Annotated in this window: 30 protein-coding genes; 12 read left to right on the forward strand and 18 right to left on the reverse strand. The window is 67.9% G+C overall.

All coding sequences use genetic code 11. The features are described from left to right. Positions 1-24: 24 nt before the first annotated feature. The 3 genes from ABZ906_RS37315 to ABZ906_RS37325 form a co-directional block, all read right to left on the reverse strand. A complete protein-coding gene (locus ABZ906_RS37315; protein ID WP_361390345.1) occupies positions 25-867 on the reverse strand; it encodes a DUF4097 family beta strand repeat-containing protein in 843 nt (280 codons plus the stop codon). 94 nt (positions 868-961) lie between these two features. Continuing rightward, a complete protein-coding gene (locus tag ABZ906_RS37320) occupies positions 962-1,480 on the reverse strand; it encodes a hypothetical protein (RefSeq protein ID WP_361390347.1) in 519 nt (172 codons plus the stop codon). Between the two features lie 306 nt (positions 1,481-1,786). After that, a complete protein-coding gene (locus tag ABZ906_RS37325) occupies positions 1,787-3,046 on the reverse strand; it encodes a S41 family peptidase (RefSeq protein ID WP_361390409.1) in 1,260 nt (419 codons plus the stop codon). A gap of 637 nt (positions 3,047-3,683) precedes the next feature. Here ABZ906_RS37325 and ABZ906_RS37330 point away from each other — a divergent pair. Together ABZ906_RS37330 and ABZ906_RS37335 are read left to right on the forward strand one after the other, a co-directional pair. Beyond that, a complete protein-coding gene (locus ABZ906_RS37330) occupies positions 3,684-3,857 on the forward strand; it encodes a hypothetical protein (protein ID WP_361390349.1) in 174 nt (57 codons plus the stop codon). A gap of 10 nt (positions 3,858-3,867) precedes the next feature. Further along, the gene (locus ABZ906_RS37335; RefSeq protein ID WP_361390351.1) at positions 3,868-4,137 is read left to right on the forward strand and encodes a hypothetical protein; all 270 of its coding nucleotides are present in this window, start codon (positions 3,868-3,870) and stop codon (positions 4,135-4,137) included. Between the two features lie 23 nt (positions 4,138-4,160). Here the strand turns inward: ABZ906_RS37335 and ABZ906_RS37340 are convergent, their stop codons facing one another. The 3 genes from ABZ906_RS37340 to ABZ906_RS37350 all read right to left on the reverse strand — a co-directional run bounded on the left by ABZ906_RS37340 (position 4,161) and on the right by ABZ906_RS37350 (position 6,254). Next, a complete protein-coding gene (locus ABZ906_RS37340) occupies positions 4,161-4,703 on the reverse strand; it encodes a GNAT family protein (RefSeq protein ID WP_361197575.1) in 543 nt (180 codons plus the stop codon). Positions 4,704-4,819: 116 nt separating this feature from the next. Beyond that, positions 4,820-5,395, reverse strand: a complete 576-nt coding sequence (locus tag ABZ906_RS37345) for a GNAT family N-acetyltransferase (RefSeq protein ID WP_361390353.1) — start codon at positions 5,393-5,395, stop codon at positions 4,820-4,822. 82 nt (positions 5,396-5,477) lie between these two features. After that, positions 5,478-6,254, reverse strand: a complete 777-nt coding sequence (locus ABZ906_RS37350) for an SDR family oxidoreductase (protein WP_361390355.1) — start codon at positions 6,252-6,254, stop codon at positions 5,478-5,480. A 313-nt stretch (positions 6,255-6,567) separates the two neighbouring features. On the opposite strand from ABZ906_RS37350, the gene ABZ906_RS37355 reads away from it, so the two are divergent. Next, positions 6,568-7,443 carry a helix-turn-helix transcriptional regulator gene (locus tag ABZ906_RS37355; protein WP_361390357.1) on the forward strand — a complete coding sequence of 292 codons (876 nt, stop codon included), beginning with the start codon at positions 6,568-6,570 and terminating at the stop codon, positions 7,441-7,443. Between the two features lie 41 nt (positions 7,444-7,484). Here ABZ906_RS37355 and ABZ906_RS37360 read toward each other — a convergent pair whose 3' ends face one another. The 6 genes from ABZ906_RS37360 to ABZ906_RS37385 form a co-directional block, all read right to left on the reverse strand. Further along, positions 7,485-8,174: a hypothetical protein gene (locus tag ABZ906_RS37360; protein WP_361390359.1), complete on the reverse strand. Its 690-nt coding sequence runs from the start codon at positions 8,172-8,174 to the stop codon at positions 7,485-7,487. Between the two features lie 41 nt (positions 8,175-8,215). After that, complete coding sequence (locus tag ABZ906_RS37365) at positions 8,216-9,007, reverse strand: hypothetical protein (RefSeq protein WP_361197590.1); 792 nt, start codon at positions 9,005-9,007, stop codon at positions 8,216-8,218. A gap of 316 nt (positions 9,008-9,323) precedes the next feature. Then, positions 9,324-10,505: a cell wall protein gene (locus ABZ906_RS37370; RefSeq protein ID WP_361390361.1), complete on the reverse strand. Its 1,182-nt coding sequence runs from the start codon at positions 10,503-10,505 to the stop codon at positions 9,324-9,326. Between the two features lie 277 nt (positions 10,506-10,782). Further along, positions 10,783-11,253: a hypothetical protein gene (locus tag ABZ906_RS37375; protein ID WP_361197597.1), complete on the reverse strand. Its 471-nt coding sequence runs from the start codon at positions 11,251-11,253 to the stop codon at positions 10,783-10,785. 411 nt (positions 11,254-11,664) lie between these two features. Beyond that, a complete protein-coding gene (locus ABZ906_RS37380) occupies positions 11,665-12,636 on the reverse strand; it encodes a hypothetical protein (protein ID WP_361390363.1) in 972 nt (323 codons plus the stop codon). Beyond that, on the reverse strand, positions 12,629-13,561 hold the full coding sequence (locus ABZ906_RS37385) for a ParA family protein (protein ID WP_361197603.1): 933 nt from the start codon (positions 13,559-13,561) through the stop codon (positions 12,629-12,631). The genes ABZ906_RS37380 and ABZ906_RS37385 overlap by 8 nt, the downstream gene beginning before the upstream one ends. A 993-nt stretch (positions 13,562-14,554) precedes the next feature. Between ABZ906_RS37385 and ABZ906_RS37390 the strand changes: the two genes are divergently transcribed. Continuing rightward, a complete protein-coding gene (locus ABZ906_RS37390) occupies positions 14,555-15,016 on the forward strand; it encodes an SRPBCC family protein (protein ID WP_361390365.1) in 462 nt (153 codons plus the stop codon). A gap of 168 nt (positions 15,017-15,184) precedes the next feature. On the opposite strand, the gene ABZ906_RS37395 is transcribed toward ABZ906_RS37390, so the two are convergent. Further along, positions 15,185-15,871 carry a Clp protease N-terminal domain-containing protein gene (locus ABZ906_RS37395; RefSeq protein ID WP_361390367.1) on the reverse strand — a complete coding sequence of 229 codons (687 nt, stop codon included), beginning with the start codon at positions 15,869-15,871 and terminating at the stop codon, positions 15,185-15,187. A gap of 607 nt (positions 15,872-16,478) precedes the next feature. Between ABZ906_RS37395 and ABZ906_RS37400 the strand changes: the two genes are divergently transcribed. Both ABZ906_RS37400 and ABZ906_RS37405 read left to right on the forward strand, forming a co-directional pair. Then, complete coding sequence (locus tag ABZ906_RS37400) at positions 16,479-17,138, forward strand: ParA family protein (protein WP_361197614.1); 660 nt, start codon at positions 16,479-16,481, stop codon at positions 17,136-17,138. Further along, a complete protein-coding gene (locus ABZ906_RS37405; protein WP_361390369.1) occupies positions 17,138-18,364 on the forward strand; it encodes a ParB/RepB/Spo0J family partition protein in 1,227 nt (408 codons plus the stop codon). The genes ABZ906_RS37400 and ABZ906_RS37405 overlap by 1 nt, the downstream gene beginning before the upstream one ends. Positions 18,365-18,647: 283 nt before the next feature. Here the strand turns inward: ABZ906_RS37405 and ABZ906_RS37410 are convergent, their stop codons facing one another. Beyond that, positions 18,648-19,163 (reverse strand): cupin domain-containing protein, encoded by a 516-nt coding sequence (locus ABZ906_RS37410; protein ID WP_361390411.1) that lies wholly within the window; start codon positions 19,161-19,163, stop codon positions 18,648-18,650. 271 nt (positions 19,164-19,434) lie between these two features. Between ABZ906_RS37410 and ABZ906_RS37415 the strand changes: the two genes are divergently transcribed. Then, on the forward strand, positions 19,435-20,223 hold the full coding sequence (locus tag ABZ906_RS37415) for an SDR family oxidoreductase (protein ID WP_361390371.1): 789 nt from the start codon (positions 19,435-19,437) through the stop codon (positions 20,221-20,223). Positions 20,224-20,345: 122 nt separating this feature from the next. On the opposite strand, the gene ABZ906_RS37420 is transcribed toward ABZ906_RS37415, so the two are convergent. After that, positions 20,346-20,975 (reverse strand): TetR/AcrR family transcriptional regulator, encoded by a 630-nt coding sequence (locus ABZ906_RS37420; protein WP_361390373.1) that lies wholly within the window; start codon positions 20,973-20,975, stop codon positions 20,346-20,348. 155 nt (positions 20,976-21,130) lie between these two features. Between ABZ906_RS37420 and ABZ906_RS37425 the strand changes: the two genes are divergently transcribed. The 3 genes from ABZ906_RS37425 to ABZ906_RS37435 all read left to right on the forward strand — a co-directional run bounded on the left by ABZ906_RS37425 (position 21,131) and on the right by ABZ906_RS37435 (position 23,496). Beyond that, positions 21,131-21,784 carry an MSMEG_1061 family FMN-dependent PPOX-type flavoprotein gene (locus ABZ906_RS37425; protein WP_361390375.1) on the forward strand — a complete coding sequence of 218 codons (654 nt, stop codon included), beginning with the start codon at positions 21,131-21,133 and terminating at the stop codon, positions 21,782-21,784. A gap of 21 nt (positions 21,785-21,805) precedes the next feature. After that, a complete protein-coding gene (locus tag ABZ906_RS37430; protein ID WP_361390377.1) occupies positions 21,806-22,714 on the forward strand; it encodes a PDR/VanB family oxidoreductase in 909 nt (302 codons plus the stop codon). A gap of 137 nt (positions 22,715-22,851) precedes the next feature. Continuing rightward, positions 22,852-23,496 (forward strand): DUF4232 domain-containing protein, encoded by a 645-nt coding sequence (locus ABZ906_RS37435; RefSeq protein WP_361390379.1) that lies wholly within the window; start codon positions 22,852-22,854, stop codon positions 23,494-23,496. Positions 23,497-23,558: 62 nt separating this feature from the next. On the opposite strand, the gene ABZ906_RS37440 is transcribed toward ABZ906_RS37435, so the two are convergent. Continuing rightward, positions 23,559-24,161, reverse strand: a complete 603-nt coding sequence (locus ABZ906_RS37440; protein ID WP_361390413.1) for a DUF6368 family protein — start codon at positions 24,159-24,161, stop codon at positions 23,559-23,561. Here ABZ906_RS37440 and ABZ906_RS37445 point away from each other — a divergent pair. Next, complete coding sequence (locus tag ABZ906_RS37445) at positions 24,048-24,749, forward strand: GNAT family N-acetyltransferase (protein ID WP_361390381.1); 702 nt, start codon at positions 24,048-24,050, stop codon at positions 24,747-24,749. The two genes, ABZ906_RS37440 and ABZ906_RS37445, sit on opposite strands and share 114 nt — an antisense overlap. Positions 24,750-24,849: 100 nt before the next feature. Here the strand turns inward: ABZ906_RS37445 and ABZ906_RS37450 are convergent, their stop codons facing one another. Both ABZ906_RS37450 and ABZ906_RS37455 read right to left on the reverse strand, forming a co-directional pair. Next, positions 24,850-25,521, reverse strand: coding sequence for an AIM24 family protein (locus ABZ906_RS37450; RefSeq protein ID WP_361197638.1), 672 nt, complete (start codon positions 25,519-25,521; stop codon positions 24,850-24,852). 84 nt (positions 25,522-25,605) lie between these two features. After that, entirely contained in the window at positions 25,606-25,734 is a 129-nt protein-coding gene (locus tag ABZ906_RS37455) for an LPFR motif small protein (RefSeq protein WP_361197641.1), read from the reverse strand. 202 nt (positions 25,735-25,936) lie between these two features. Between ABZ906_RS37455 and ABZ906_RS37460 the strand changes: the two genes are divergently transcribed. Beyond that, a complete protein-coding gene (locus tag ABZ906_RS37460; RefSeq protein ID WP_361197644.1) occupies positions 25,937-26,182 on the forward strand; it encodes a hypothetical protein in 246 nt (81 codons plus the stop codon). Positions 26,183-26,243 lie beyond the last annotated feature (61 nt).

Below are 26,243 nucleotides of genomic sequence, written 5' to 3' on the forward strand. Positions count from 1 at the left end.
CGAGGCCTGTTGGCGCGCGGGTGCTCAGACCTTGGCGCGGCGGATGTCGATGTTGCCGTGCTTGGTGCGGGCGCGGACCTTGACGGAGTCCTCGGTCTTGTCGGGGCTGTCGGATGCGGTGAGGGTGTTGCGGACCTGGCCGGAGCTGGAGCTGACGTCGAGCCAGGCGGCGGTGCCTTCGCTGACGCCGATTTCGATGGCGCCGAAGGAGGTTTCCAGCTGGATGGTGCCGCGGGTGGCTTGGCCGACGCGCAGGGTGCCGTGGGCGGTGACGGCGGTGAGTGAGTCTTCGGCGCGGGCGATGTCGATGTCGCCGTTGGCGCCGCGTACGCGCAGTTCGCCGGTGACGGTGCCGATGGTGGTGGTGCCGTGGGAGTTCTTCAGGGTGGCGGTGCCGTCGACGGTGCCCAGGCGCAGGCTGCCGGAGCTGGTGGAGATCTCGGCGGCGCCTTCGACGTGGTCCACGGTGATCGAGCCGTGCGAGGCCGTGAGGTGCAGCGGGCCGGTGGTGTCCAGGCGCACGTCGCCGGAGGAGGTCTTGACGCGGGTCTGGCCGAGGCGGCCCTCGCCGATGACCTGGGTCCAGGCGCCGGTGGTGTCGGTGCGGGAGCCGGCGGGCAGTTCGACGGTCACGTCGACGGTGCCGGTGCGGCCGAACAGGCCGGGCTTGGGCGTCTTGATGGTCAGGACACCGTTGCCGTACGAGACCTCGGTCTGCTCGGCGGCACGTACGTCCTGGTCCTTCTTGGCCTCGCGGGGCCGGACCTCGACGAGGGTGTCGGTGCGCTCGCCCGCGGTGTACTGGATGGAACCGGCGTCCACACGCGCCGTGACCGAGATCGCTTCAGGAGTGTCGAACGAAGGCATGGCAGTACCGTCCTCTGGCTCTTTGGGGTGTCCCCGCTGGAGGGACGAGATGGGTGGAGTGGTTTACCGCGGTAAACCGGAGGCGGGGGCGCGGCTAGCGCACCCAGCCCGTGAAGCTCTGTCCGATTGCTTGGGTCTTCTCCGCCGTACGAGTCCGGGCGCCGCCGTCGACCGCCGCCGAAACAGCCCTGACCAGCCAGGCGTTGACCGACAGGCCCTCGCGGCTCGCGGCCTCCTCGGCACGGGCCTTGAGGTGGGCCGGCAGACGCAGATTGACGCGGGCGGTGCCGCCCTCGTCGCCATCGGCGGGAGCCGGAGTCTTGAACATATCGACGGGCATGACCGGCTCCGCGACACCGCCGCCGTCGCGGGGCGGCAGCGTCACCACGAAGTCCGGATCGAAGCCGCGCAGCCGTACGTCGACCGAGCCCGGAGCGAGCTCGCTGGTGATCTCTCCCATCGCCGCGGAGAGCACGCTCAGCAGCGTCAGACGCGTCGCCGACTCCAGCGGAGCGGTCAGCCGCTCGGCCAGCTCGCGCGCATCGTCCCCGCCGGCTTCGGCGGCCACCGCGAGCTCGCGGCGGAGAGTGTCGACATACGGGGTGAGGTCCATGACGTCATCATGGCACCACTATGGCGCCATGTGCAAGCCTAAATGGCATCGCGAGAGGCGCGCCCGTGGTGACACCCGTTCTACCTGCGGAAACACGGATCAGCGGCCCGATCCGCGATGGCGCTATGCGAGATCAAGCGGGCCTGGAGAAGCAGAACGGCGCCACGTGACGCCGTATGGCATCACGTGGCGCCAAGTGGCACCGCAGGTGCTCGCCCCCCCACGCACAGGACAGCGCACCCGCCGCTCGCGGCACGTTCCCTGCACGTTCCCTGCGCGTTCCCTGCGTGTTCCCTGCGCGCTCTCTCAACCCCCCAGAACGTTGAGAGCCCTGTCGAAGGCGGAGTCCTTCCTCTTGTCGAACTCCTCCTTGGTGAAGACCGGCTCGGTGAGGTGCGGCGGAATGCCCAGGCCGTCGAAGGTCCTGCCCGAGCGGGTCAGGAACTCCTCGTTCGGCAGCCCGACCACCATGCCGCCCGGCAGCTTGCGCGCCATGACGTCCGAGAAGACGCCCTGTGTGGGCTGCCCGATCCGGACCGTCCTGCCGGGCCGGTCCATCAGGGCCTGGGTGAAGGTCTCCCCCGCGCTGACGGTCGAACCGCCGGTCAGCACCGCGACCAGCCCGGTGTATCGGGGGCCCTTGGCGGGCGTGACGTACACGGGCTCGGGGCGGGTGTGCCGGGTGGGGTCGGCGGGGTCGTTGCGGGCCCGCTTGGAGTAGGCGAGATAGGGGGTGTCGGTGAGGCGCTCGGCGATGTGGATGCCGAGGGCGTCGGAGCCGCCGCCGTTGATCCGCAGGTCGATGATCAGGCCCTTCAGGCGCCGGATGCGGTCCTGGCCGAGGACCGTCTCCAGCGTCCTGTCCAACTCGGCAAGCTGGGCGGCGTACGAGGTGTCGTCGCCCGCGTATCCGCCGAAGCCGGTGATCCGCAGATAGCCCTTGCCGCCGGGGAGGTCGGCGTACGTGATCCGCCCGTCGGCGAAGTCCTGGAGGTTCCGCGCGTTCTTGAGGTCGCGCGCCACGATGAACTTCTTGACCTTGGCGTCCAGCTCCTCGGTGGGCATGTCGGTGCCGGGCCGGACCTGCCCGAAGCGGCGGTCGCCATCCTGAACGACCACGTGGGCGTCGTAGAGCGGCCTGACCATCTCCCTGAAGACGGCGAACAGTTCGCCCTTGGTGGTCTTCGCGTGGACCCGGGGCCGGTACTGGTCGCGTACGGCGTGCCAGTCGATGCCCTTGGCGGCGAAGAAGGGGTAGTTCTCCTCGAAGGACTGCCAGAAGACGTCGAAGGCGGCGCGCGGCCCCTTGGGCGCCGGACGCGTACACGCCTCGGGCAACTCCGCGATCCGGCGCAGATTCCGGGAGCCCACGGAGCCGTCCGCCCGCATGGACGCGCGGTCGCCGCCTGCCCGGGCGCGCACGGTGAGGACGGTGCCGTCGGGCGTGGCGTAGGTGCCGGGCCCGGTCCGCCGGGCGGAGTCGCCCTTGAGACAGCTGACGGCGGTGGTCTGGTACTCCTGGAGTTTCCCGTTCCGGATGGACAGCACCGTGCCGTAGCCGTCCATGCGCCAGATTCCTTCGGTGGTGGGCGGCTTGGAGGTGGCAGGCTGCTTCGGGGTGGCAGGCTGCTTCGGGGTGGCGGGCTGCGCGGAGGAGGCGGCCGACGCGGCTCCCCCGGCGAGCGCCAGTGTGACGACAGCGGCGGTGGCGGTGACAGTGGCGACGGCGGTGACAGTGCGCACGATTTGCCTTCTCGGTAGGCGACTTGCTGGGGCCACCCCCACGTTCGCCGACGCCCCCGCACCCGGCCATCCGGCTGCCCTGCTGATGGGAGGTGGGGCTAACACCCCAACTACGCATCCACGCCCACGCACCTGTGCAGCCGCCTGACTACCCGACCACGTGCTCGATCATGGACGGATGACTGCCTTCTATCACGTGTGTTTCGTGGTCCCGGACATCGAGCAGGCGATGCGGGACCTGCGGCGTTCGGCCGGGGTCGAGTGAAGCGACCCGGCCTCCGACCGGCTCGGCGAGTGGGACTACCGCATCGCCTTCACCACAGGCGGCCTGCCCTTCATCGAGCTCATCGAGGGCCCGCCGGACAGTCCCTGGGACGCGTCGCAGGGAGCCAGGTTCGACCACATCGGCTTCTGGACCAGCGATGTACGACAAGGCTCCCGGCGCCTGGAGGTCGAGGGCATGCCCCTGGACTTCTCCGGCTGCCCCTACGGCCGGCCGTTCGCCTACCACCGGATGGACAGCATCGGCGCCCGGATCGAACTCGTCGACGTCGGCCGACAGGCCGCCTTCCTCGGCAAGTGGCATCCGCAGGGCCGGCCGATGCCCGCGATCGACGAGACACCCGGAACCTAGGCTGACCCGCATGGAAATCCGCGGCATCGACCCCCGTGACACCACGTGGGAACTGGACCACGCCCGCTACCGCGTCTGCTTCTGGGACGTGCCCGCCGTGACGGCGCACGCGTACGAAGTCCTGGAGACGGTCGACGTCGGAGAGCTCCTGGCGTGGGCGTCGGCGTACGCAGCCGACCGCGGATGGTCGTACACCATCTACGCGGTGGTCAGCGACGACGGCGGAACGGGCCTCATCCGTCTCGCCGGCGTCCAGGGAGACCCATTCGCCGACGCGTGACACCTGCTGCGGTCGGCGGTCTGCTAGCTCTTCGCGTCCGACTTCCAGTCCTGTACGAGGAGTCCGAGCAGCACCTCGTCCAGGAACTCCCCCATCACCCAGGCCGAGGAACGCAGCAGCCCCTCGCGGACGAAGCCGTTGCGCTCGGCGGAGCGCAGCATCGCCGCGTTGTCAGACAGCGTCTCGATCTGCAACCGGTGCAGGCCGCGTACGACGAACCCGTAGTGGCACAGCACCGCGACGACATCCGTGCCGAAGCCCTTGCCCCGGGAGGACGGCAGCAGCCCGAGGCCGATGTGTGCGGACCGGCTGTGGTTGTCGATGCCCCACAGATTCGCGGTGCCGACCAGCGTGCCGCCGTCCAGCTCCACCACGGAGAACGGGACGCTCCCCGGATCGGTGCCGTCCGCCACGAGCCGCGGGTCCTTCGAGCCGGGCGTGATCGGCCGCCACGGCTTGGATTCGGCGCGCGAGGCGTTGACCACGTCGTCGTAGAGCTCGGCCCGCAGGATCGGGATGTCTTCCTCGTGCCGGGCCCTGAGCCCAACCTTGTCGCCCTTCAGCATGCGAGCTTCCTATCCGACGTGCCGACCAACGGCAATCGAATAAGCGGGCGGCGCCTTGCGGCAGCGGCCAAAGACCGGAGCAACCAGGGACCAGAGCAGCCAGATCCAGATAGGGACTAGAGCGGCGCAAGGAGCATGAGGACCTCGTCGCGATCGTCGCCCGGGGCGAGACGCAGCGCACCGGGCCAGCGGCCGACTTCCTTCCAGCCGAGTCGCCCGTAGAACTCCTCGAGCCCCACGCCGCCACGAGCGGCGAGATGAAGCTGTTCCAGGCCCATCTCGTCGCGGGCGACCGACCGGACCTCTTCCAACAGGGCCGCTCCGAAGCCCCTGCCCCGCAGGTCGGGCCGTGTCTGGACGTGGTGGAGCGTGCCCCAGTGCGCTATGAGCTCGTACGGATCACGTCGTACGTTCAGCCATCCGACGAGCTGCCCGATCTCCCCGAGCTGCCCGAGCTGCCCGCGCGGCCCCGCCCTGGCGACGAGCAGGCGGCTGGTCGCGGGCGCCAGCGTCCCGACGATCCTGTCGACCGCCGGAGTCACCTGCCCCTCGTCGACGGGCGGAAAGGGAAAGCCCGCCGCTCCCCCGGCGTTGGTGACCTCGACCCAACACGCGGCAAGCTCCTGCCGCAGTCGCTCCGTGACCTGTTCGGGCGCCGTGAACTCGAGAAGGCTGAGGCCGCTGTCAGTCATCCGGGGATCCTCGCACGAGCCACAGGCCGGGCGACGCCCCGCGCCCCCGGCCTGTAAGCCCGTCCCGTACTCCAACGCCCCGTCAGCTGGCCTGAGCGGTCGGCATGATCGTGACCTGCTGCAAGTTGGCCCGCGGCGGGAGGCTCGCCAGGAAGCCGATGGTCCGGGCGATGTCCTGCGGCGTGAGCCACTCCATCGCCTCCTTGGAGCCCTCCAGCCACTGCCGTGCGCCCTCGTCGGTGACATGGCTCTGCAACTCGGTCCCGACGATGCCCGGCTCGATCGCCGCCACCCGTACCTTCTTCGCGCCGAGTTCCACCCGCAGGTGACGTGACAGGTGGGTGACGTACGCCTTGGTCGCGGAGTAGACGGCGAAGTTCGGGAAGATGTTCTGCGCCGCGATGGACGAGGTGTTGATCAGGTCGGACACGCCGCGCTCGGCGGCGGCCGCGACCAGTTGCGGGGTGAACGCGGCGATGGTGTTCATCAGGCCGTTGATGTTGAGGTCGACCTGGTGCTGCCACTGGTCGGTGGCCAGCTCCTCGATCGGGGCGGGCAGCATCACGCCCGCGTTGTTGAACAGCAGGTCCGCGCCGCCCAGTTCGGCCGCGACCCGGTCGGCGGCCCTCTGGAGCGCCGCCTTGTCGGTGACGTCGACGGCCAGGGCGAGCGCCTGGTCGCCGTTCTTCTCGATCCGGGCGACCAGCTCGTCCAGGCGCTCAGCGCGGCGGGCCAGGACGACGACGCGGGCGCCGAGCGCGGCCAGGTGCTCGGCGGTCGCCTCACCGATTCCGCTGGAGGCGCCGGTGACGACCGCGACGCGGCCTGTGAGGGAACGGACAGGAGACTGCGTGGCCATGAGGGCACACCTTTCAAGGCGAGGTCGAGAGTCTCAAGGTGAGGTTGAGACTGAGATCGAGGTGGGGTCGGCAGTGGGATCGAGGTGAGGTTGAGGGTGAATCGACGCGATGACGACGGCACGACGACCGGTTGCCGTCCGTCCCCGTCCCGCTCCTCATCTCCTCATCCAGAACACCACCCGGACCGACCTCGCAGACCGCCGAAAAGGGCCCTGACCAGGCAGGTACCTGCGCGGCTCGTACCGGCGAAACAGGTACCAGCAGGGCCACCCACGAGCGGCCGTGCCCGGTCCGGGCGGCGAGAATGGAGACATGGACCGCAGCCGTGAGACCGCCGACTTCCTGCGCAGCCGCCGCGCCGGACTCACCCCGGACGAGGCCGGCCTGCCCGAGGACGGCCGCACCCGGCGCGTGCCAGGGCTGCGCCGCGACGAAGTGGCCCGCCTGGCCGGGGTCAGCACCGAGTACTACACGCGGCTGGAGCAGGGCCGCGCCGGCAACCCCTCCCCCGAGGTCCTCGAAGCCCTGGCCCGCGCGCTGCACCTCGACGAGTCAGAGCGCGAGCACCTCACCGACCTGCTGGCCCGCCCCGCCGCGCCTGCCCGCCGCGGTCCGGCCAGCCCCCAGCGTGTACGCCCCGGTCTGCACCTGATGCTGCAGACCCTGAGCCACGTCCCGGCCTTCGTCCTCGGCCGCCGCACCGACGTCCTCGCGAGCAACCACCTCGCGCGCGAAGTCCTCACCGACTTCGACGCCCTGCCCGCGCCCCGCCGCAACCTCGCCCGCTACTACCTCCTGGACCCGCTGGCCCGCGACCGCGTCGGCGACTGGGAGCGCATCGCCGCCGAAACCGTCGCCATGCTCCGCCTGGAAGCCGGCCGCCACCCCCACGACAAGCAACTCGCCGACCTCGTAGGTGAACTCACCCTCAAATCACCGGAGTTCACCACCTGGTGGAACGACCACCGCGTACTGCGCCGCACCCACGGCGCCAAGACCTACCACCACCCACTCGTCGGCGAACTCCACTTCTCCTACGAGTCCTTCCAGGCCCCCGGCGACAGCGAACAGACCCTCTGCGTCTACAACGTCGAACCTGCCTCCGACACCGCCCAAGCACTCCAGCTCCTCACCAGCTGGACCACTGCGGCCGAAGCGCCTTCAGGCCAGGCGCCGAACTCCCCGTAAAGGCCAAGACGATCCTCTCGACGGACCGACGGACCGACGGATCAGGCGCCGCACACCGCCTCAGCGAGCTCCCGGCGCCACCGCTCCCCCGCCGGAGTCAGGGTGAGGCACTGACCGAAGTCACCGAAGCACCCATCCCCAAAGCGGACAGCGAGAAGGATGGCCTCCGCATGCTCCGGAGGCCACGAGGACTCCGCATCGGGAGCGCGGCCGTTCCAAAGGTGAAAGGACACAATGGGCTGCTCCGGGTCCTCACCGAGGTACCCGAGTGTCTTCCCGTACAGCGGATTCGTCCCGCCGAACAGCACGGACGGCGCCCCGAACTCCTCGACGACGTCTCCCCAGACGCGGTCCTCGCCCGCCCAGGAGCGCGCCCGGCTCCGGAGTGCGCGGTACTCGTCGGCCCCCAGAACCCGGTCGGGCCGCAACCACCCCCGGCGCTGTGCGAACTCCGCGTAGACCGATGCCACGCCGTCGTCGTAGCGCCCCGGGACGAAGCCCTGGAAAGCACCCGTCACTCCCGCACTGGTCCAGGCCCCGCTCGCTTCCCACGCCTCCTGCTGCTCGGCCAAGGCTTCGGGCTGTGCCTCCACGAACAGCAGGTGATCCATCAGCATGCGCAGGGCCCCCTCGTTCCCGAACATCCCGGGGTAACGAAGAGCGCGGTTCAACTGCCCGATGAGGTAGGCGCGTATCTCATCGGCAGCAGCAAGGGAACGGGAACGAGGCATGCCCCAATTCTCCCGCAGGCCCCGGAGCGCTCCGCGTGGTCTCAAGCCCGCTTGCCGTTCTCGTCGCAGGGCAGGTCCGAGGGCTTGTGGTGGGCGAGGAAGTCGCGGGTGGCCTGCCGTTCGACCTCTGCGATCGCGGTGGGGTCGACGCTGGTGGTGCCGCCGAAGGGCCGGTCGACGTCCCGGATGATGCACAGCGTCACCGTGAGGAGAGCGGTGATGACGGTGAGCACGATGAGCTGAGCGCGGTTGTTCCTGCGGGGCAGGCAGACGGCCAGGGCCACGACGGTGATGACGAGGGTGGCGAGCAGGAACCAGAAGATGGCGTTGGGGATGCTGGGCGTGGCCTGCGTGAGGCGTTCCTCGCGTTCGTCGGAACGCTTGTTGTCGGCGGCGATCAGCATGCCGAAGACGGGCTTGCCCTCCAGGTCACGGAAGGAACGGCGGACGTCGGTCGACCACACGCTGGGCGCGGCCGACCCGTTGCCGTCGGCCATGGCGGGCCACTCCTGGGTGCGTACCGCGCGTGCGTAGCAGACGGCGTCCGCCTGGATGCGTTCCCGCTGTGCCATCGGCGCGTACTCGCTGATCTCGGTGAGCTGGTCCAGCGCGCGGGCCTCGCCGCGTGCGGCGACCTCGGCCTTTCCGTAAGAACCGGACGCGGTGACCAGGACGAAGGCCAGAAGGAGCACGGTCAGCGTCAGCAACGGGCCGACGAGGTCCTTGACGGCCATGCCGTTGTCGTCGTCCGGCATCAACCGGGGCCGCAGATACCGGTTCGCCGCAAGCCCTGCGAGCAGCGCCAGCACGGCGACGACGATGACGAGGACCACGGCAACCTCCTGAGTACGCGTCAGACCTCGTCCCTGCGAGAATCCGCCGTGATCATGACCTGCTCCGCGGTGCCAGAAAACGCACGGACGTCCATTCGACTCCGAACGAGCGAAGAGCTTGCGCCACAAGCCCCGCTCCCCTGCCGCCGACCGACCCCGGATGCTTGAAAGTCGGTCGCTTCGGTCGCTGCTATGAACCGGCGATGGCTTCTGAGCTGCGACTTTCTGACAGCGACTCAACAGTTTGCCACCTCCTGGCGCTCGGCCACACTCGACGGCCTGCGACTCAACGGCCTGCCGGTCAGCGGTCTGCCAGTCAGCGCTCTGCCAGTGCGGCCTGGCGAACGGCGTGCACGCACAGGCGGGTGCCGTAGAGGTCGAGGGCGTCGTCGGGGTCCTCGACGTAGTGCTCGGCGACCTCGGACCACTGGTCCCAGCTGTACAGGCGGGCCAGACGACGATCGGTGTCCGTACGGGCCGGGGCCTCGGTCCCGGCCTGCGCGAGCCACTCCTGCCAGGCGGCGTTCGACCGGGGGTCCCCGGCCGCAGCCTGCGCGCTGTCGCGGGCGACGGTCTCGCGGGCCTCGCGGCGGAGGTGGGCCTGGATGTAGGCGGCGGGCCGTGAGGGGCGCCAGGTGAGGCACAGGCCGATGAGTTCGGCGGCGATCTCGTGAGCGCTCAGGCCGCGATCGAAGTAGGCCCGCAGGGAGAAGGCCAGCTTCCGGAGCGGTTCACGCTGCGTCCAGTTCACGAGGGCACGCACCGTGCGGGTCTGCAGAATCTCGCGAGCGACCTGGGCGGGTGAGCGCCGAGCGGTCTTCGCGTCGCGGCCTGCCGGGTCCTGGGACTTGGATCGAGATGGGGACTTGGACGTGCGGGTTTTGCCGCGGCTCGCGCGCAGGCGCGGGGTGTATTTCAACCCCCCCGTCATCTCAGCCTTTCCCTTTTCCTCAACCAGAGTCAGGGAAGGGGGCTCACCAGCCCCGGCAATCTGCCCTGAGGCCGACGGCTGTGATGACTGCTCTGATGACTGCGACCCCTGCGACGACTGTGACGACGGGTGCACCACGATCCGTGCGTCGTACCCGGAGCCGACGATCTCGTGCCCCATCGCGTGGTCGTACGAGGGGGGAATCGCGGCGGCGTACACCGTCGCCGTACCGGCGTACCCGCCAAGGCCCCTCGAACGGCGGATGTTCGTCCTGGTGCCGTGCACGGCCCAGACCAGGGCGCCGAGTTCGCGCAGCACCGCGATGTGGCGCTTAACGGTGGCCCGGGACAGTTCGAGGCGGGCGCAGGTGCCGTCCAGGCAGTACAGGACGTGGCCGGTGCTGTAGTCCATGCGCTTGGCGAGGTCTTCGGCGACGCGCAGTGTCGTGGCGTTGGCCCGGGGATGAATGCCTGCCGAGACGAGCCACCGCGCGGCCCGGAGCCAGCGGCGGGGCCCGCTGCGCCGGGAGCCGGTGTGCGTGAGCTCCTGGGCGGCCCCGCGAGCCATCGGGGCGTCATCGCCCGTTCGATGTGCGGCAGTTTGTGACTGTTGAGGGGCATGTGGCAGGGCTGTTTTGGGCAACACCAAACCAGCCCTCGTGGCACTGGCGATGGCCGGCTCCTGGACGAGGAGAGGGATGAGGCAAGACGGAACCGCAACTCGGCGCCGTTCAGGAGGCCTTGCCGAGCAGGGTGCGGCTGTTCAGTTGGAGAGGTGGCTGGTGCGGGTCCTCTCGTTCAGGTGGATGCGAAGGTTATGAGATCTTCGGGCCCGTCAGCGCCGCCTATGAGGAGGACTGGGAGGGCTGGCGCCGCCGACGCGCCTTGAGTTGAGCTATGGCGTCGGGCAGCTCGGTCACCCACTGCCCGATGGGAATGCGGATCGCCACGCGTCCCCCGAGGTGCTTGAGGTCGAAGGCCGCGCGTTCCGCGGGCGTGGTGATGAGGTACACCGAGTCCTCGAGGACCCACAGCGACGTCTCGGGGGTGGTGTCCGCGTCGGACACAGCCTGGCGTGCGGCTTCGACCGCCATGGACTGCCAGAGCTCAAGGTCCTGCCGGGCGCTGCGGGGGCGGCGCGTGCCGGGCCAGACGATCTGGGACACGAACGCGTAGACGCGCAGGGCCACGACCGAGTCCTCGAAGTGCGGCTCCGTCAGGACACCCTGGTCGCGGGCCCTCCAGGCCCAGGATTCGCTCAGGCCGGCAGCCGTGGCGACCGCGCTGGTGCTGAGTTGTTCGCTGGTCAGCGACATTGCTCCGACTCTTCCGCTAAGTGTGCTGATCGTTCTCAGAACCTTAGCGCAGAACACCCCCCGATCTCCTCCCGTCACTAGAGAAGCGGCGTGTCTCAACTTTGGACATATCCGTACGAGGCGCCGTATTTGAGCGGTCGTCAGTCGGACGGCCTACCTCTGGCCAACGAAGTGGTTCTAGTGTCACATGGATTGTTTGATTGTTCGTTGGTTAGTTGGTTTGTTAGTTCGTTAGTAACGGCGTTGGTAACAGCGTTGCAGTGCTTGCAACAGAGTTCGTTGCAGTCTTCGTTGCAGCCGACGTTGCACGTCTCTGTAGTGCAGAGATGGCAGAAAAAAACCGGTGGGGCCTGCACGTTTCGCACGTGCAGGCCCCACCGGAACCTTCGTCCTAGGTCAATCGCAGGCCCTCTAAGGGGAGTTACGCCGCCTGTCCGGCCGCTGCAATGGCCCCTCGGAATCGAGCAGATCGAGGTAGCGCTTCACCACCGCGGAGATGACCTGGGTGCCCTTGCGGGCGAAATCCACCTCCTGCAACGCGAGGTTGAGATTTGCCACCCACTCGTAGGAGTCAGGACCGACTCGGTAGGTTGACGGCTGCGTTTTCTCGGTGTCCCAGATCCGTTCCATCGCGAACTCGGTCGCCATGTCGATGAGCTCGGACACCTCCCCCGGCACCTGCCGCAGCGCCGCATCCAGGTAATGCCCGATCGCCAGCTGGGGGTTGCCGCTGGTCCTGCGGTCCATGTTCACGCGCTCCTTGAGCAGCGCGAGGATGTCGGGTGCGATACGGAACCCGAAGGCCTTCCACGTGCCGGCGCGCACCTTGGCATCGGCGAAACTGCTGTGGATGGCCGCATGGGCCCCGCCCTGGGCGGCCTCCCGCTGCCGACGGGGACGCGCCACCGAGGCCGACTGAGCACGAGAAGGGCGCTCGTCACCGGGGGCTGCCGTCGCAGGACCCCACTCCCCCGCCCCATTGGCGGAGGCATCCCCCCGAGGGGAGGCCGGGGCCGTCGACTTCTTCGCCGGGGCTGCCTTCTTCGCCCGGGTACCGGCCGCGGCACCGGGGCCGGAGGGGCCGGAAGGCGCGCTGTCGTGCTCCTCGACGGGCACGGGAGCCGGATCCGCAACAGAGACCGCAGCCTGCGGTGTTACGACTTCGCCGCCGCGTGGTTGCGGAGCACGCGGCGGCGAAGAGGGCCGCGCCTCATCAACGACCGGCGCGGCGGGAGCGGAATCCGGGCCGGGATCGGGCGTGCCCTGTCCCCCACCGATCCACGAACGGTTGGCGACATCGTCGGCCCCGGCGAGCAGCCCCTGGACCAGCTGGGCACCGGCGGGCTTGAACTTCTTCTTCGGGCGCCCCTTGGACTCAGCCACCGGAGGCCTCCAGCTCGATGCGCTCCGGCATCTCCCACTTCTCCGTGGGCTGTCCCATGCGCTCCACGAGCTGGCCCATGAGTTCGCTGTACATCTTGCCCGGCGTATGACTCGCGAAGCGGATCACCGACGGCACTCCGTACGCGAAGGAGTCACTGATCCGGTTGTCCGTACGGATGTCCGTGCAGAACGGCGCCAGGTCCGCGTCGAGCATGCCGTTGCGGATGTTGACTTCCTGAGCTTTCCACCTCGAAGGAGGGTTCGAACGGTTCAGGACCGCCCCCAAGTACTGCGGCTCGCACTCGCCGCCGGTGCGGTCCTTGACGTACCGCACCGTGCCCCGGGTCGCCGCCGCGCCCTTCAGGGCCGGGTACTCCGGGACGCACACCGTGATGACGTAGTCCGCGGCCGCCAGGGCCGTGGCGGACAGGGAGGAAACGGCGGGAGGGGTGTCCACGACGACGAAGTCGAATGAGTCGGAGACCTCCATCAGCATCCGGCGCAGGATGGGCGTCGACTGGAACCCCTTCTTATGGATGAGGTCCTGAGCGGCAGTCATGGTCGACTCCTCGCACGCCAGCAGGTGCAGGGTGCCCGCGTCCTCCCACTCCTCGAGGAGTTCGCTCCGGTCGAACCACAGGCTGGACAGGTCCATGCGCATGCCCTGCATCCGGGCCTGAAGCACCCAGCCCAGGGAACGGGCCAGTTGCTCCTCCCCCGCCAGGTTGACGCCCACAGCCGTTCCGGCCTGGGCCTGAGGGTCCAGGTCGACCGTCAGCACGCGCGCACCCGCCAGGGCCAAGCCCGCAGCAAGGTTGACCGTGGTGCTGGTCTTGCCCACCCCTCCCTTCTGTGTCGCCACGGCGATGACCTTCATCGCGTGCCCGCCTCTCTCTGGTGCGTCCGTTGATTCGTCAGCCCACATGTGTCACACGGAAGTTAGAGTTCCGCTACTCGTCTGTCTCGGGAGGATGAGCAGCCGGTTTGACCGATTCACCCGAGATTAAGACTTGCCTGCTCGCTCTGTTCCTCTAGTGACACGGGATATCAGGCATGACGATAACAGGACCGGATCTCCGAGGTGCGTGTGACGCGCGCGCCGGTTGAGAACGGATCCGGGCGGGTGCTACGACGCGCGCGCTTCATCGTGCGCTTCATGGTGTGTTCGTTCGTCACATCGTTCGGTCGTGCGTTAGTTCGTTGGTGGCGTGGTTCGTTCGTAAGCACGTCAGTTGCAGACATACATCGTGTGCACGTTAGAAACATCGTTCGTTGGTGTGTTGGTTTGTTTGATTGTTATAGCGAATGTAACTGCGTTGGTGCTAGGAGAGCGAACAGCGTAGGTCGTCGCGTTCGTGCTAGCGAAGGTTGCAGGGTTGGTGCTAGGCGAGCATCTAGCGCAAGTTCTAACGTATGTTGCAGCGTTGCAGAGCTCGTAACTCGAATCGTTGCAGTCATCGTTGTAGCTATCGTTGCAGCCAACGTTGTGGTGTAAGTAGCAGAAATAGAAACAGAGCTAGCTGCAGTAGAAGTTGCAGTGTTTGTAGCAAGGAATGCTGCATCTCTAGTAGCAACGATCAGTGCACTGCTTGCTGCATCATTAGCAATATCTATCGTTGCAGCCATCGTTGCAGCGGCCGTTGTATCGGCAGGTGGACCGGGTATGCGGCGGGGCTGACTGGGTGAGGGTGCATGGCTTCGACGTGGCGCCGCGAAAAGGGGAGCTGTTCGACCTGTTCGAATCTTCGCTGTAAGCGATCCTAAGCTCGCCCCGGTTCTCACCGATCGACGCCGTCCCGCCTCCGCCTCCGTTCTCACACTGCCGTAAGCCCCTCGGAATGCCGCCGCCCCTGCCGCTACTCCTGCCGCTGCTCCTGCCGGTGATCCTCGGTCCGAGTGGTCGTGCGAGCATCCCCACATGAAGCGCTTCGAGACCATCACCCAGATCGCCGCGTCTCCGGCAACCGTCTTCGACCTGTCGTTGGACGTCGATCTGCATACCGCGTCCATGGCCGGTTCCGGGGAGCGGATCACCGGCGGCGTCCGCGCCGGACGTATGGCGCTCGGTGACACGGTGACTTGGGAGGCACGGCACTTCGGCGTGCGGTGGAAGATGACCTCACGCATCAGCGCGTACGACCGGCCCGCAATGTTCGTGGACGAGCAGGTGACCGGACCGTTCAAGCGATGGCACCACACGCACCACTTCGCACCGGACGGGCACGGGGGAACGGTCATGCGTGACGTAATCGAATTCGCGGCACCACTCGGCTTGCTGGGAACGGCCGTGGAGGCGGCGGCGCTCACCCGATACATGCACAAGCTCATCGAGACGCGCAATGTACACGTGAGGGAGTGGGCGGAGACGTCCTCCTCCTAGATACGTACTCCTGCTCCTAGATACGCACTCCTGCCAACGCCCCGATCGCCACACCATCAAGGCATCGCGATAGGGCACGACTGCTACCCAGCGTCCGTTTCGTCCCCGTGCTGGTTTACCGCGGTAAACCAGCACGGGCATGAACCACGGGTCCGAGCCCGTTCTCGATCAATGAGCGTCAGCGGATACGTCGTCGAGAGCTGCCGCGTCGAAGCCGGCATCGATCAGCACTGCGGCGGCAACTCCGCGGCCGACCCGGGAGAGGCCGATCAGGAGATCGTCGCAGTCGATGTGTTCGGACCCGTTCTGCTCGGTTCGCGCCTCGGCGACAGAGATTGCCTTGCGGGAGTACGGAGTCCAAGCGATCCGCTCGGCAGCCTGGGAGGCGCCCATGCTCAGCCGGGTTCCGACGGACTGATGGACCATCTCGGGGGAGACCCCGGCCGCGCGCAGGAGCCGGGTTGCACTGTTGTCCTCCGCGGTGAGCCCCCAGAGCAGATGCTCGGTGCCGATGTAGTTGTTGCGGTGCTGCACCGCTGCCCGCTTGACGTGAACCATCGCCTCACGCAGTCCGGCGGTCATCGCCTCGGGGCTGTAGCGCTTGTGCGGAGCATGGAAGCGCTGTTGGACAGCTTGCCGGGTCACGCCCAGGGCAGTGCCGATCTCCGTCCAGGAGGAACCGTGCATCCGGCAGTGCTCGACGTAGTCCTCGACCAAGTCGTCCGACAGCGTCTGCAGCTGGCCTGCGAGCTGCGCGGCGACCGTCAGCAGGGCGAGCCAGTCGGGCTGTTCTTGCTCGCCGGGACGATGCGCGGTGTCGCATCGCCTGTCGACTTCCGCGATGAGGTCATCCAAGTCTGGAAGTGTCATGAGGCAAGTAGGCGTTGACAATTCAAAATTGTCAACGCCTACTTGCCTCTTTCCTGCGGAGCAGGCAGGCACCCATCGGCGGCTCGTCGCCGCCGGTTTACCGCGGTAAACCGCTGCCGACCCAGGCAGCTCGTACCCCCTCTGGTTTACCGCGGTAAACCAGAGGGTCTGCCGTCGCCTCGCCGAGCGGATCGCCGAGCGGATCGTCGAGCGGATCGTCGAGCGGTTCGCGCGCCGCCGAGCGACCCGCACCCGCCGCTGGTTTACCGCGGTAAACCGGAGAGGCATCCCGCCGCATCCCTCCGTCTCACCGAACGCAACACACCCCGCCGCCCGGCTCACACCCCCGCCGGTTTACCGCGGTAAACCAGAGCCGCAACCAGCCGCAACCGGCCGCACCCAGCAGCCCCCGTCCTCGAGCGCATCGCATGACACCAACGACCCACACCCACCCCGGTTTACCGCGGTAAACCGGGATCCCCCTGGACCATCTGGGCAAAAGCCGGTGTCGCTGTACGAGGAGCCTCACTCGTCTGGAAAGATGCTCAATGCCCGAAGTACCGGAACCCACGGGAAGCATACGGAGCATCAGATGACTGCTGCTGTCTACGTCGTATCCATCGACCCCCAGGCCTCAACGGTCTGGTGGGCGAACAGAATCAGCGACCTGCCCTTCGACTTCTCGCAGGAGCACGAGACTCCCGAGAACCTGAAGGTCCTTCAGGACACAGGCGCCAGGGTTCACGTCATCGCCAACCAGAAGGGTGGCGTCGGCAAGACCACCACCACCCTCAACCTCGGCGCCGTCGCGGCGGACGTCCTCAAGGACTCCGACCAGTTGATGCACGTCTTCATCGACACCCCCGGCAGCCTCCAGGACGAGAACCTCCTCCTGGAAGCCCTCAAGTACGCGCACGACGTGATCGTGCCCATGCCCCCCGAAGGCCTCGCCTTCGACCCCACCGCCCGCACCATCCAGAAGGTCATCGAACCCAGCGGTCTCCCGTTCAAGGTCGTGGTCAACAACTGGGACCCCCGCGACGGAACCGCCGACCTGGAAGACACCCAGGCGTACATCGACGCTCAGGGCTGGCCCCGAACCAAGACCGTCATCCGGCGCTACAAGGTCCACACTCGCGCCTCCGTCGAAGGCAAGGTCGTGACGCAGTACGCGAAGAACCGCGTGGCCATGGAAGCCCGCGAAGACTTCTTCCGCCTCGCCCTGGAGCTGGGTTACGGCGGTGGCGCCTGATGGCCGGACGCCGCACCAGTCTGGCCTCCCTGGCCGGCAGCAAGGTCGATGATGTTCCCGGCAAGAGCGATCCGCTGCTGCTCACTCTGCCGCTGACGAAGCTGGTCCCGACCCGCTTCAACCCGCGCCGGAACTTCGGTACCGATGAGGCCCTGAAGGAGTTCGGCCTCATCCTCAAGCACCGGCAGCTGCAACCCGCTGTCGCCGTCTCCCGCTCCGGCTACCTCAAGCTGTGGCCGGAGGAAGAGGAGAACGTCGGCGACAAGCCGTACGTCATCGCCAACGGCGAGCGCCGCTATCGCGCATCCCTGGCCGTCGGCCTGACGACACTGAACGTCGTCCACGACGAGAACGTCGCCGCGAGCCGCGCCGACTTCCTTGACGCGGTCCTGTCGGAGAACAACGACCGTGAAGACCTCGACCCCATCGAGCGTGCCCTCGGCATCGAAACGATGGTCATCGAGCTCAAGGGGGCGGACCAAGTAGCCGCCCACTACGGCAAGACGAAGGGCTGGGTCAGCCAGCAGCGCAAGCTGCTCAAGCTGACACCGGAGCTGCAGGTCCTGGTCAGCTCGGGCGAGCTCGCTGTCCGCGTCGCCCGTGAGATCGCGGGCCTCCCCAAGTCGGAGCAGGCGGCTGCATGGGAAGACGAACTGGCCCGCCGTGCCGAAGCCAAGGCAGCTCCTCGCAAGCGGGTCGCTTCGCCGACGGACGAGCCAGGTCCGGCCGAGGCAGACCCGGCTGAGGCAGGCCCGGCTCAGCCAGGCCCGGTCGACTCGGCTCCGGCAGAGTCAGCCCAGCCCGCACCACCAACTGCCGCGACCACCCCAACCGCCGCCACACCCACGGCCGCTACCACCACCCCTACCAACACAACCAACGGCGAGCGGTTTACCGCGGTAAACCAGCCCGCGGCTCCCCCTGCACCCGAGCCGAGCGACTCCACCGAGCCGACGGAGCGGTTTACCGCGGTAAACAACATCGCCCCAGTCGCCGCCTCCGCTGCCCCCGCCGCTGCCGAGACAGCCGCAGCCGAACAGGAGTTGGCCACCACCTCGGCCAAGGGAGCAACCACCACGCTGGTCCCTCATCAGAACGGGACTCCCGCCTCGGACTTGCTCCCGTGGGATGAGCCCCTCTGGTTCGATCAGCAGCTCCGCAAGCGCATGTCGAAGGCGAACCGAGACAGGCTGGTCTGGCTGCTCCAAGCATCAGACGACGACTGATCGCCTGCCTCCGCCGGGGGAAGCTGGGCCCAACCTGACTCGCCCGGACGGCATCGAGAACGCATGAAGCAAGCGGCCCCCACCGCCCGGATCGACTCGAATCCCGGACGGTGGGGGCCGCTTCTTGCGGCTTCAGCTCAACGGCATGAGGACGCCAACCCGAAATGCCGCCCGAGCTTAGGATCGCGCACACAGAAAAATCGAACGTCCCGAACAGCCCCCGCTGGGCCGCCTCCGGCCCGAGGACCTACTCCGGTCCGAAGTCCTACACCGGCCCGAAGACCTACTCCGACCCGAAGTCCTCCTCGAAGTAGCTGTCGTGCCGCACCCGGAACTTCTTGAGTTCCTCGCTGCCACGCTGCGACATCTCCGCGACCCTCTCGAAGTACTCCTCGCGAGGGGCGCCGGGGGAGAAGAGCATGAGCATCGACATCGGCTCGTCCGTCACGTTCTTGAAGCCGTGCAGCCCGCCGACCGGCACGTACAGGAAATCACCGGCGCGGCCGGTCACCCACTTCTCGCCGTTGAAGAGCTCCAACTCACCGGAGAGGACGTAGAAGGACTCCGACATCGCCTTGTGGAAGTGGACCTTGGCACCGGCAGACCGAGCCGCCAGGTCCACCTTGTACAGGCCGAACTCGCCGCCGGTCGACTCCTGCGTGGCGAGGTAGTGGGTGGCGCCGCCACCGGGCGAAGTGATGTCCGGCGGGGTGTCGGCCGTACGGAAGGACGCGTTCACCTCGCCCCTGTCTCCGTGGTAGCGGGGCTCGGGGTACTGCAGGTGCTCCGGGTACGACATCGTGTGCTCCTCGTCGTTGAGACTCATCTGCCGGCTCATCTGCATCATGGCCTGCGCCCACCGCCCCGGCATCGGGCGCGAGCATGATCAAGACGTGGTCCCACGCCTGGGGCTTGAGACCTAGGCCCCGACCGACCTAAGGGGCCGCTGTACTCCGTAACCCCAAATTCAATACGTATGAGTCACCTTACTGACCCTACTTGCAACGCTAATGATGCAAGTCATAAGCTGAACACATCAACTTAGACCCGCTTCAAAAAATAGGTGCCTCATGAACTTGCAACTAACCCACAAGACCGCCGTCGTAACAGGCGCAAGCCGGGGGATAGGCCTGAGCATCGTCTCCGCGCTGGTGAGTGAGGGCGTGCGCGTGGTGGCCGCGGCGCGGACGATCACACCGGAACTGAAAGCCACCGGCGCGATCGGCGTCTCCGTAGACCTCTCGGAAGCCGACGCCCCCGCCCGGCTCATCGCCCATGCCGAAGCCGAACTCGGCGGCCTGGACCTCCTGGTCAACAACGTCGGCGGCGGCGACGCAGGCGAGGGCCAGACGGGAGGCTTCCTCAACTTCACCGACCAGCAGTGGTACGACGCGTTCGAGTTGAACTTCCTCGCCTCGGTCCGCACCAGCCGGGCCGCGCTGCCTCACCTCACCAAGAGCCGCGGCGCCATCGTCAACATCTCTTCCAACGGAGCCAGGACTCCCCACGCGGGCCCCGTCACCTACACCACCGCCAAGGCCGCGCTCACCGCGTTCGGCAAGGCGCTGGCCGAGGAGTTCGGCCCGCAAGGCGTGCGCGTGAACACCGTCTCGCCCGGTCCCGTCCGTACGGACATGTGGGAGAGCCCCGAGGGATACGGAGCCGAGCTGGCCAAGTCGATGGGCCTGAAACAGGAACAGCTCCTGGCCGGACTCCCCACCGCCATGGGCATGGTCACCGGCAGGCTGGTGAACCCCGACGAGGTCGCCGCCCTCGTCGCCTACCTCGCCTCGCCCCTAGCCGGCAGCACCACCGGGGCGGACCACATCATCGACGGAGGCGCGATCAAGACGGTGTGACCGCGGTCGACGGGGTGACCGCCCGCCAGGTAAGTCGACTGCTCGCCACGTAAATCGACTCGCCACGTATATCGACCGCCCGTCAGGTACGGCGACTGCCCGTCAGGCAGGACGACCGCCCGTCAGGCAGGACGACCGCCCGTCAGATAGAGGGTCAGCATGGTGACGAGCTCGTCCTCGAGCCCCGCGACGTCGACCTGTCCGGGCCCCGCCATCACCCTGTGCACCACCATCTCCACCGTGGAGACGACGAGCCGGGCGGCAATGTCGATGTCCGCGACCCGCACGTCCGGGTGGTCGCGGAGCAGCCCGCGGGCGTAGGCGATCCGCTCCTGCTCGCTCTGCGCGACCCGCTCAAGCAACTCCGGAGCGCGCGGCCCCTGTTCCATCATCACGCGTAGCAACTGCGGGTCTTCACGGTGGTTCTCGATCGCGCCGCGCACGTAGAAGCGCATGATGCCCTCGATGGACCCCGGCAGCAGTTCGTCCTGGTCCAGCGGGGTGGCGGCCATCCCGGCGTCGAGATGCCGGGTCAGCAGCTCGACCAGGATCGCATCCTTGTTCGGGTAGTACTGGTAGAGCGATCCGATCGACACCCGGGCCCGCTCCGCGATCCGGTTGGTGGTACCCGCCGCATACCCGTACTCGGCGAAAACGCGAGCAGCCGCGTCGAGGATGCGCTGCCGGGTCAGCTCGGCCCGGACCTGACGGGGCTGTTTACGTGGCTGAAGTCCGCGCCGGTCGGACGTCATGACACCTCCTGCGAGAGGCCGTGAAAGCGAGTAGCGCACGACCTGAGTAATTGCTCACAATAGTGCCATGAACTGCGGCGATGCGGAGCTGAGCCCAGTCCGACCTTGCCTTGGCAGCCCGCAACCGTGCGCCGAAACCTGCTGGAGAAGTCGCCATGACGCACTCACTGACGCACTCACTCACGCACCCACTCACGCGCCCACGACGGGTCTCCCCGGAGGAGGTACTCGCACGGCTCGGGCAGCCCGACGCCATGGTCAAGGCGAAGGTGAAGGACCGTATCGACGACTACTTCCGCTACTTCATCGCCCACTCACCGTTCCTGACGATGGCAACGGCGGACGCGGCCGGCCGCGCCGACAGCTCGCCCCGCGGCGACTACCCGGGCTTCGTGAAGGTCCTCGACGAGCACACCATCGCCCTCCCCGACCGACCCGGCAACAAGATCGCCGACTCCTTCCGCAACCTCGCCGAGAACGACGGCGTCGGGCTGTGCTTCTTCGTCCCCGGCATGCGCGAGGTCCTGCGCGTCAACGGCAGCGGCTACGTCACCGACGAGCCCGATGTGCTGGTCCGCATGCGTACCGAGGCCAAGCAGCCGGAGTTGGCGATCGTCGTCGAGGTGGCCGAGGCGTACTTCCACTGCGGGCGCGCGCTGATCCGCTCCCGGCTGTGGGACCCCGCCAGCCAGGCGCTCGCCGAGGGGATGCCGTCGCTCGGTGAGATCGCCGCCGCGCAGTTCGGTGTCGACGTAGACCCGGCACTGCTCGAACAGTCCCTGGAAGAGGGCTACCGAAAGCTCTACTGACCGTACTGAGAGGCCTCACCGATGCAACAAACCGTCGTCGAACACATCGATCCGGTCGCCGAAGACGTCGTCGCCCTCACCCTGCGCGCCACCGCCGGGCAGCTGGCGCCCTGGGACCCCGGCGCCCATATCGACCTGTCCCTGCCCAACTGGCTGACCAGGCAGTACTCGTTGTGCGGGGATCCCGCCGACCGGGACGCGTACCGCGTCGCTGTCCGCCATGACGCGCTCAGCCGCGGCGGCTCGGAGTACGTCCACCGGTTCCTGCGCCCGGGCCGCGCCCTCGACGTCTCCCTGCCCCGCAACCATTTCCCGCTGCTGCCCGCACCGCGGTACCTGTTCCTCGCCGGCGGGATCGGAATCACGCCCCTTCTGCCGATGCTGCGCGCGACAACGTCCGCTGGGCTCCCCGCGACCCTGCTGTACGTGGGGCCGTCGGCGGACAGCATGCCCTTCGTTGACGAACTGCGCCGCTCTTACGGGGAGCGGGTGCGGATCGTGGAGACCGTACGGCAGGGCAGGCCGGACCTCGAAGCCCTCGCGGCCACGCTGGATACCGACACGCTGGTCTACTGCTGCGGTCCCGCGGCGATGCTGGCGGCGGCAGACGCGGCTTTCCCCGCCGAGCAGCTGTACGCCGAGCGATTCCAGCCGGTCGCCCGTACGTTCGGCCCCGACACCGCATTCGAGGCGGTCTGCGCCCGATCCGGGACCACCGTCACCGTGCCGGCCGACGAATCGCTCCTGGACGCCCTCGCCCACGCCGGTCGCCCCCTGCCCTCCGGGTGCCGCGAAGGCGTCTGCGGCAGCTGCGAGATCACCGTCCTGGACGGTGACCCCGAACACCGGGACGACATCGGCGCCCCTGAGGGCCGTATGTACGCCTGCGTGTCCAGGGCGCGATCATCCCGCCTAGTGCTGGACCTTTGACAACAAAAGCACTCAAATCGCATGGTGGGTGCCTGTGACAGAACGAAGACGCCGCGGAGGACTGCCTGTAACTCGGTGCGGGATACAAATAGTTCAGACCGCACGCACCGCGCTACAACATTCCTTGGGGGAACACCATGAAGCACACCCGCCTCGCCGCCATCGCCGCCCTCGGCCTCGCCGCCTCCCTCTCGCTCACCGCCTGCAACAGCGACGGCTCGAGCAAGGACTCGTCCTCCAAGGGTTCCTCGTCCTCTTCGTCCTCGGACAGCGACTCGAAGGCGGAGAGCGGATCGGGCTCCGACAACGCGAAGTCCGGCTCCGGAGAGGACACCAAGACCGAAGCCGGGAGCGGCACGACGCAGACCGGCAGCAAGGTCACGTTCTGCAAGACGGAGGACCTGGCCATCGACGCCGCGGACGCCGCACCCGACGAGACTGCCGGCCGGATCAACATCACGATGATCAACAGGGGCTCGACCACCTGCTCGGCGACGGGCTTCGCGGGCGTCGACATCAAGGACGCCGACAACACCTCGAACCCCATCGAGCGAGGCCAGGCCCAGCCGCGTATCACCACCCTGAAGCCCGGTGACGCCGCCGTCTTCAACCTCGCCTATGACATCGACAGCACCGGCGACAGCCTCGCGTCCCCGACCAACATCATCGTGACGCCCCCGAACGAGACCCACAGCGTGACCCTGGACTGGCCCGCAACCGCGGGCGACATCAAGGGCGCCTACACGGACGTCCAGGTCTACCCCACCCACACGACCAAGTAGGCAAGCGCCCGCGACGGCCGCCCCCCCCGCTGACGTAGCACCAGGCCAGGAGCGCGCGCCGCTTACTTGAGCAGTCGGAATCCAGGTGCGTCTGCCCACGCCCGAAGGAATTCCGCAGACCCGTAAGCGGCCGCCCAAGGATCAGTCGTCGTCCCCAGAACCCCCGGAAGACCGGCGACGACCGGCACCTGGTCCTCACGCAGCTCGGCGCCGGCAACACCGCCGATCACGTCCATGATTACCGCTGTGAGCCGGGCTGTGACCACGTGGTCCACCTGGCTACTGCAGAAGGCTATGACGTCCACCGCGTGCGTCGGCGTAAATCCGATGAGGGGTTCCTGGTCGACTTCGTCGGCATGTTCGGCCGCGAAGACCGATTCGTCGCCGAACCCCGGCCCCATCAGACTGACAACCTCGGCTGATCGGGACGGCGCCCCCCGAACGGTCCGGAGGCAGCGAGTCGAGTACGTCGACGACGTAGCCGCGCCCGCACAGGTAGCCGCCGATGTAATGTTCCGTATCCATAGGCACCTATTACGTGCGGAGGTCGCGTGGATACGGAGATCGTGCGGGCGTGGGTCGACGGCTGGGTCGTCTCGCGCGGGGCCGCGCCGCCGGTGGAGGAGCCCTGGGGGTTCACGGTCGACGTCGGCCTGCCCAAGCAGGTGACCCGCCACGTCTTGCCGCACGCCGACGAGGCCCTCGTCCGCAAGATCGCGGAGAGGGCAACGGCCCCCGGCACCTGGCTCAAGGTGTGCGTGGCCCCGGAGACCATCGCCCCCTGGCTCGCGCCCGAATGGACCTTCGACGACCCCGGCTTCCTGATGTCGACGACGCTGCGTCCGTCGGCAACGTTGCGTTCGTCTGCGACCCTGCGTCAGTCCGCAACCCTGCGTCCCTCCGCGACGGATCTCCCCGCCGGCTACCAACTACGCCTGTGGAGCGGGGGAGGCGTCACCCGCGCCCTGATCGTGGCGGCGGACGGCGCTTTCGCCGCCCGCGGCCAGGTCGCCGGCCATCCCAGCGCCGACTGCGTCGTTTTCGATCAGATAGAGACCGCGCCTGCTCACCGCCGCCGGGGCCTGGGGCGAGAGGTCATGCACGCCTTGACGAACGCGGCGATCGCCGAGGGCGCCCGGACCGGGGTGCTCGGCGCAACAGTCGACGGGCAGGGCCTCTACAAGTCACTTGGCTGGACCGCGCACGCGCCCCTGACCGGCGTGTTCCGCACGTTGCCCGACGCCGGAGGGTGAACAGCAGGGGATGATCCGCAGCGGATGAACCGCAGTGGACGTACCGCAGCGGATCAACGGCAAGGGATGAACGGCAAGGGATGAACGCAGGGCCGAGCCGTCAGGAAGCCGGAACCGGCTTCGGCTCGCCGGGGTTGACCACCGCGATCCCTTCACCCTCCAGCTTCAGCTGCACGGCCTCGCCCGAACCGCCCTTCACCATCGAGCCGACGCTCTGCGAACGGTGCAGCGACGGATTCAGCTGCGGGCTCCAGGCGACGACGGCGTCAGTGTCCACGTACACGGGCGCATCCGGTGTCACGGGCAGCACCAGCGGAATGCCCGCACTGGTCAGCGCCAGTCGGCCGGTGCCGGAGAACGTGCAGTTGAACAGGCCGCCGCCCGCCATGCCCGCGCCCTTGACGGTGGTGATGTCGTAGTTCAGCGAGGCGTCGAAGCACAGGACGTTCTTGCCGTTGACCGTGAGGCCGCGGCCCTCCTCCACGTCGACGAGGAAACAGTGCGCCGCGTCGGACGCGAACCACGCCTCGCCCTCACCGCTGACCGTCATCAGGGCCAGGCCCTCACCGGTCACCGCACGCTTCAGGAAATTGCCCACGCCCTGGCCTTGCCGCTCGAACTCCAGCGAGCCCCGCCAGGCGACCATCGTCCCCTGCCGGGCTCGCGCCTCGCCCTTGACGGCATAGCGCACCGCCATGGCGTTCTCCTGCGTGAGACCGGGGGCCGACGCGGGTTGGATGAGATTCTCGGGATCGAAGAGATTTCGAAGCATACGGCTCCCGGTACCCCGACAACTCGCGCTCAGACCAACAGAGTTGAGGTGTGCGCAGCCTCGATGGTTCCCGCCGGGCGGAGCTCAGTGGCGGCCGTGAGCGGTGTCGGCGGCTCCTCCGAACAGCCGGGCGACGGCCCGGAAGGGCAGGGTGACGACGGTGGCGATGGCCCCGCCGATGGCACGGAATACGTCTGCGATGGCCCTCAGCATGGGGAACCTCCGGAAATTGCCGTCCGCCCGGTGGGCCGGTGACGGCGAGTGGGACGCCGTACGTTCCCGTACGGCCTGACCACCCCCCGGTGCCCTTAGCTGAGCAGCGGAAACACGGATACGGCCGTCGTCGTGAAGTGTCGTCGAGCCGTTCACGGGTACCTGCTCGGGCCTAGAGCCGAACGGCCAAGGAGGAGACATCGTGAGTGAGTGGATACCGGCCTCCCCCGGCGAGGACGGCAGCACACCCGTTCCCAGGGACCCGCCTGACCAGCAGGCGACGGACGAGCCGGACGCCTGGGACCTGAACGTGGGCAAGGCCGACGACGACACCGCCAAGGCGGCCGAGGTCCCTGAAACAGACGAGGGAGGCACCGCCAGGCGCGGCGAAACAGACGCCCTGGAAAGCCACCCGGAAAAGCCGGTCCCGGACGAGCCTTCCGGCTGAGATCCGGAGCGCCTAGAGCTCCCCGCTGCGGAGCTCTAGGCGCTCCGGCCCGGCCGGTGCC

The organism is Streptomyces sp. NPDC046925 (assembly GCF_040644915.1).
In the GTDB taxonomy this organism is placed as follows: Bacteria; Actinomycetota; Actinomycetes; order Streptomycetales; family Streptomycetaceae; genus Streptomyces.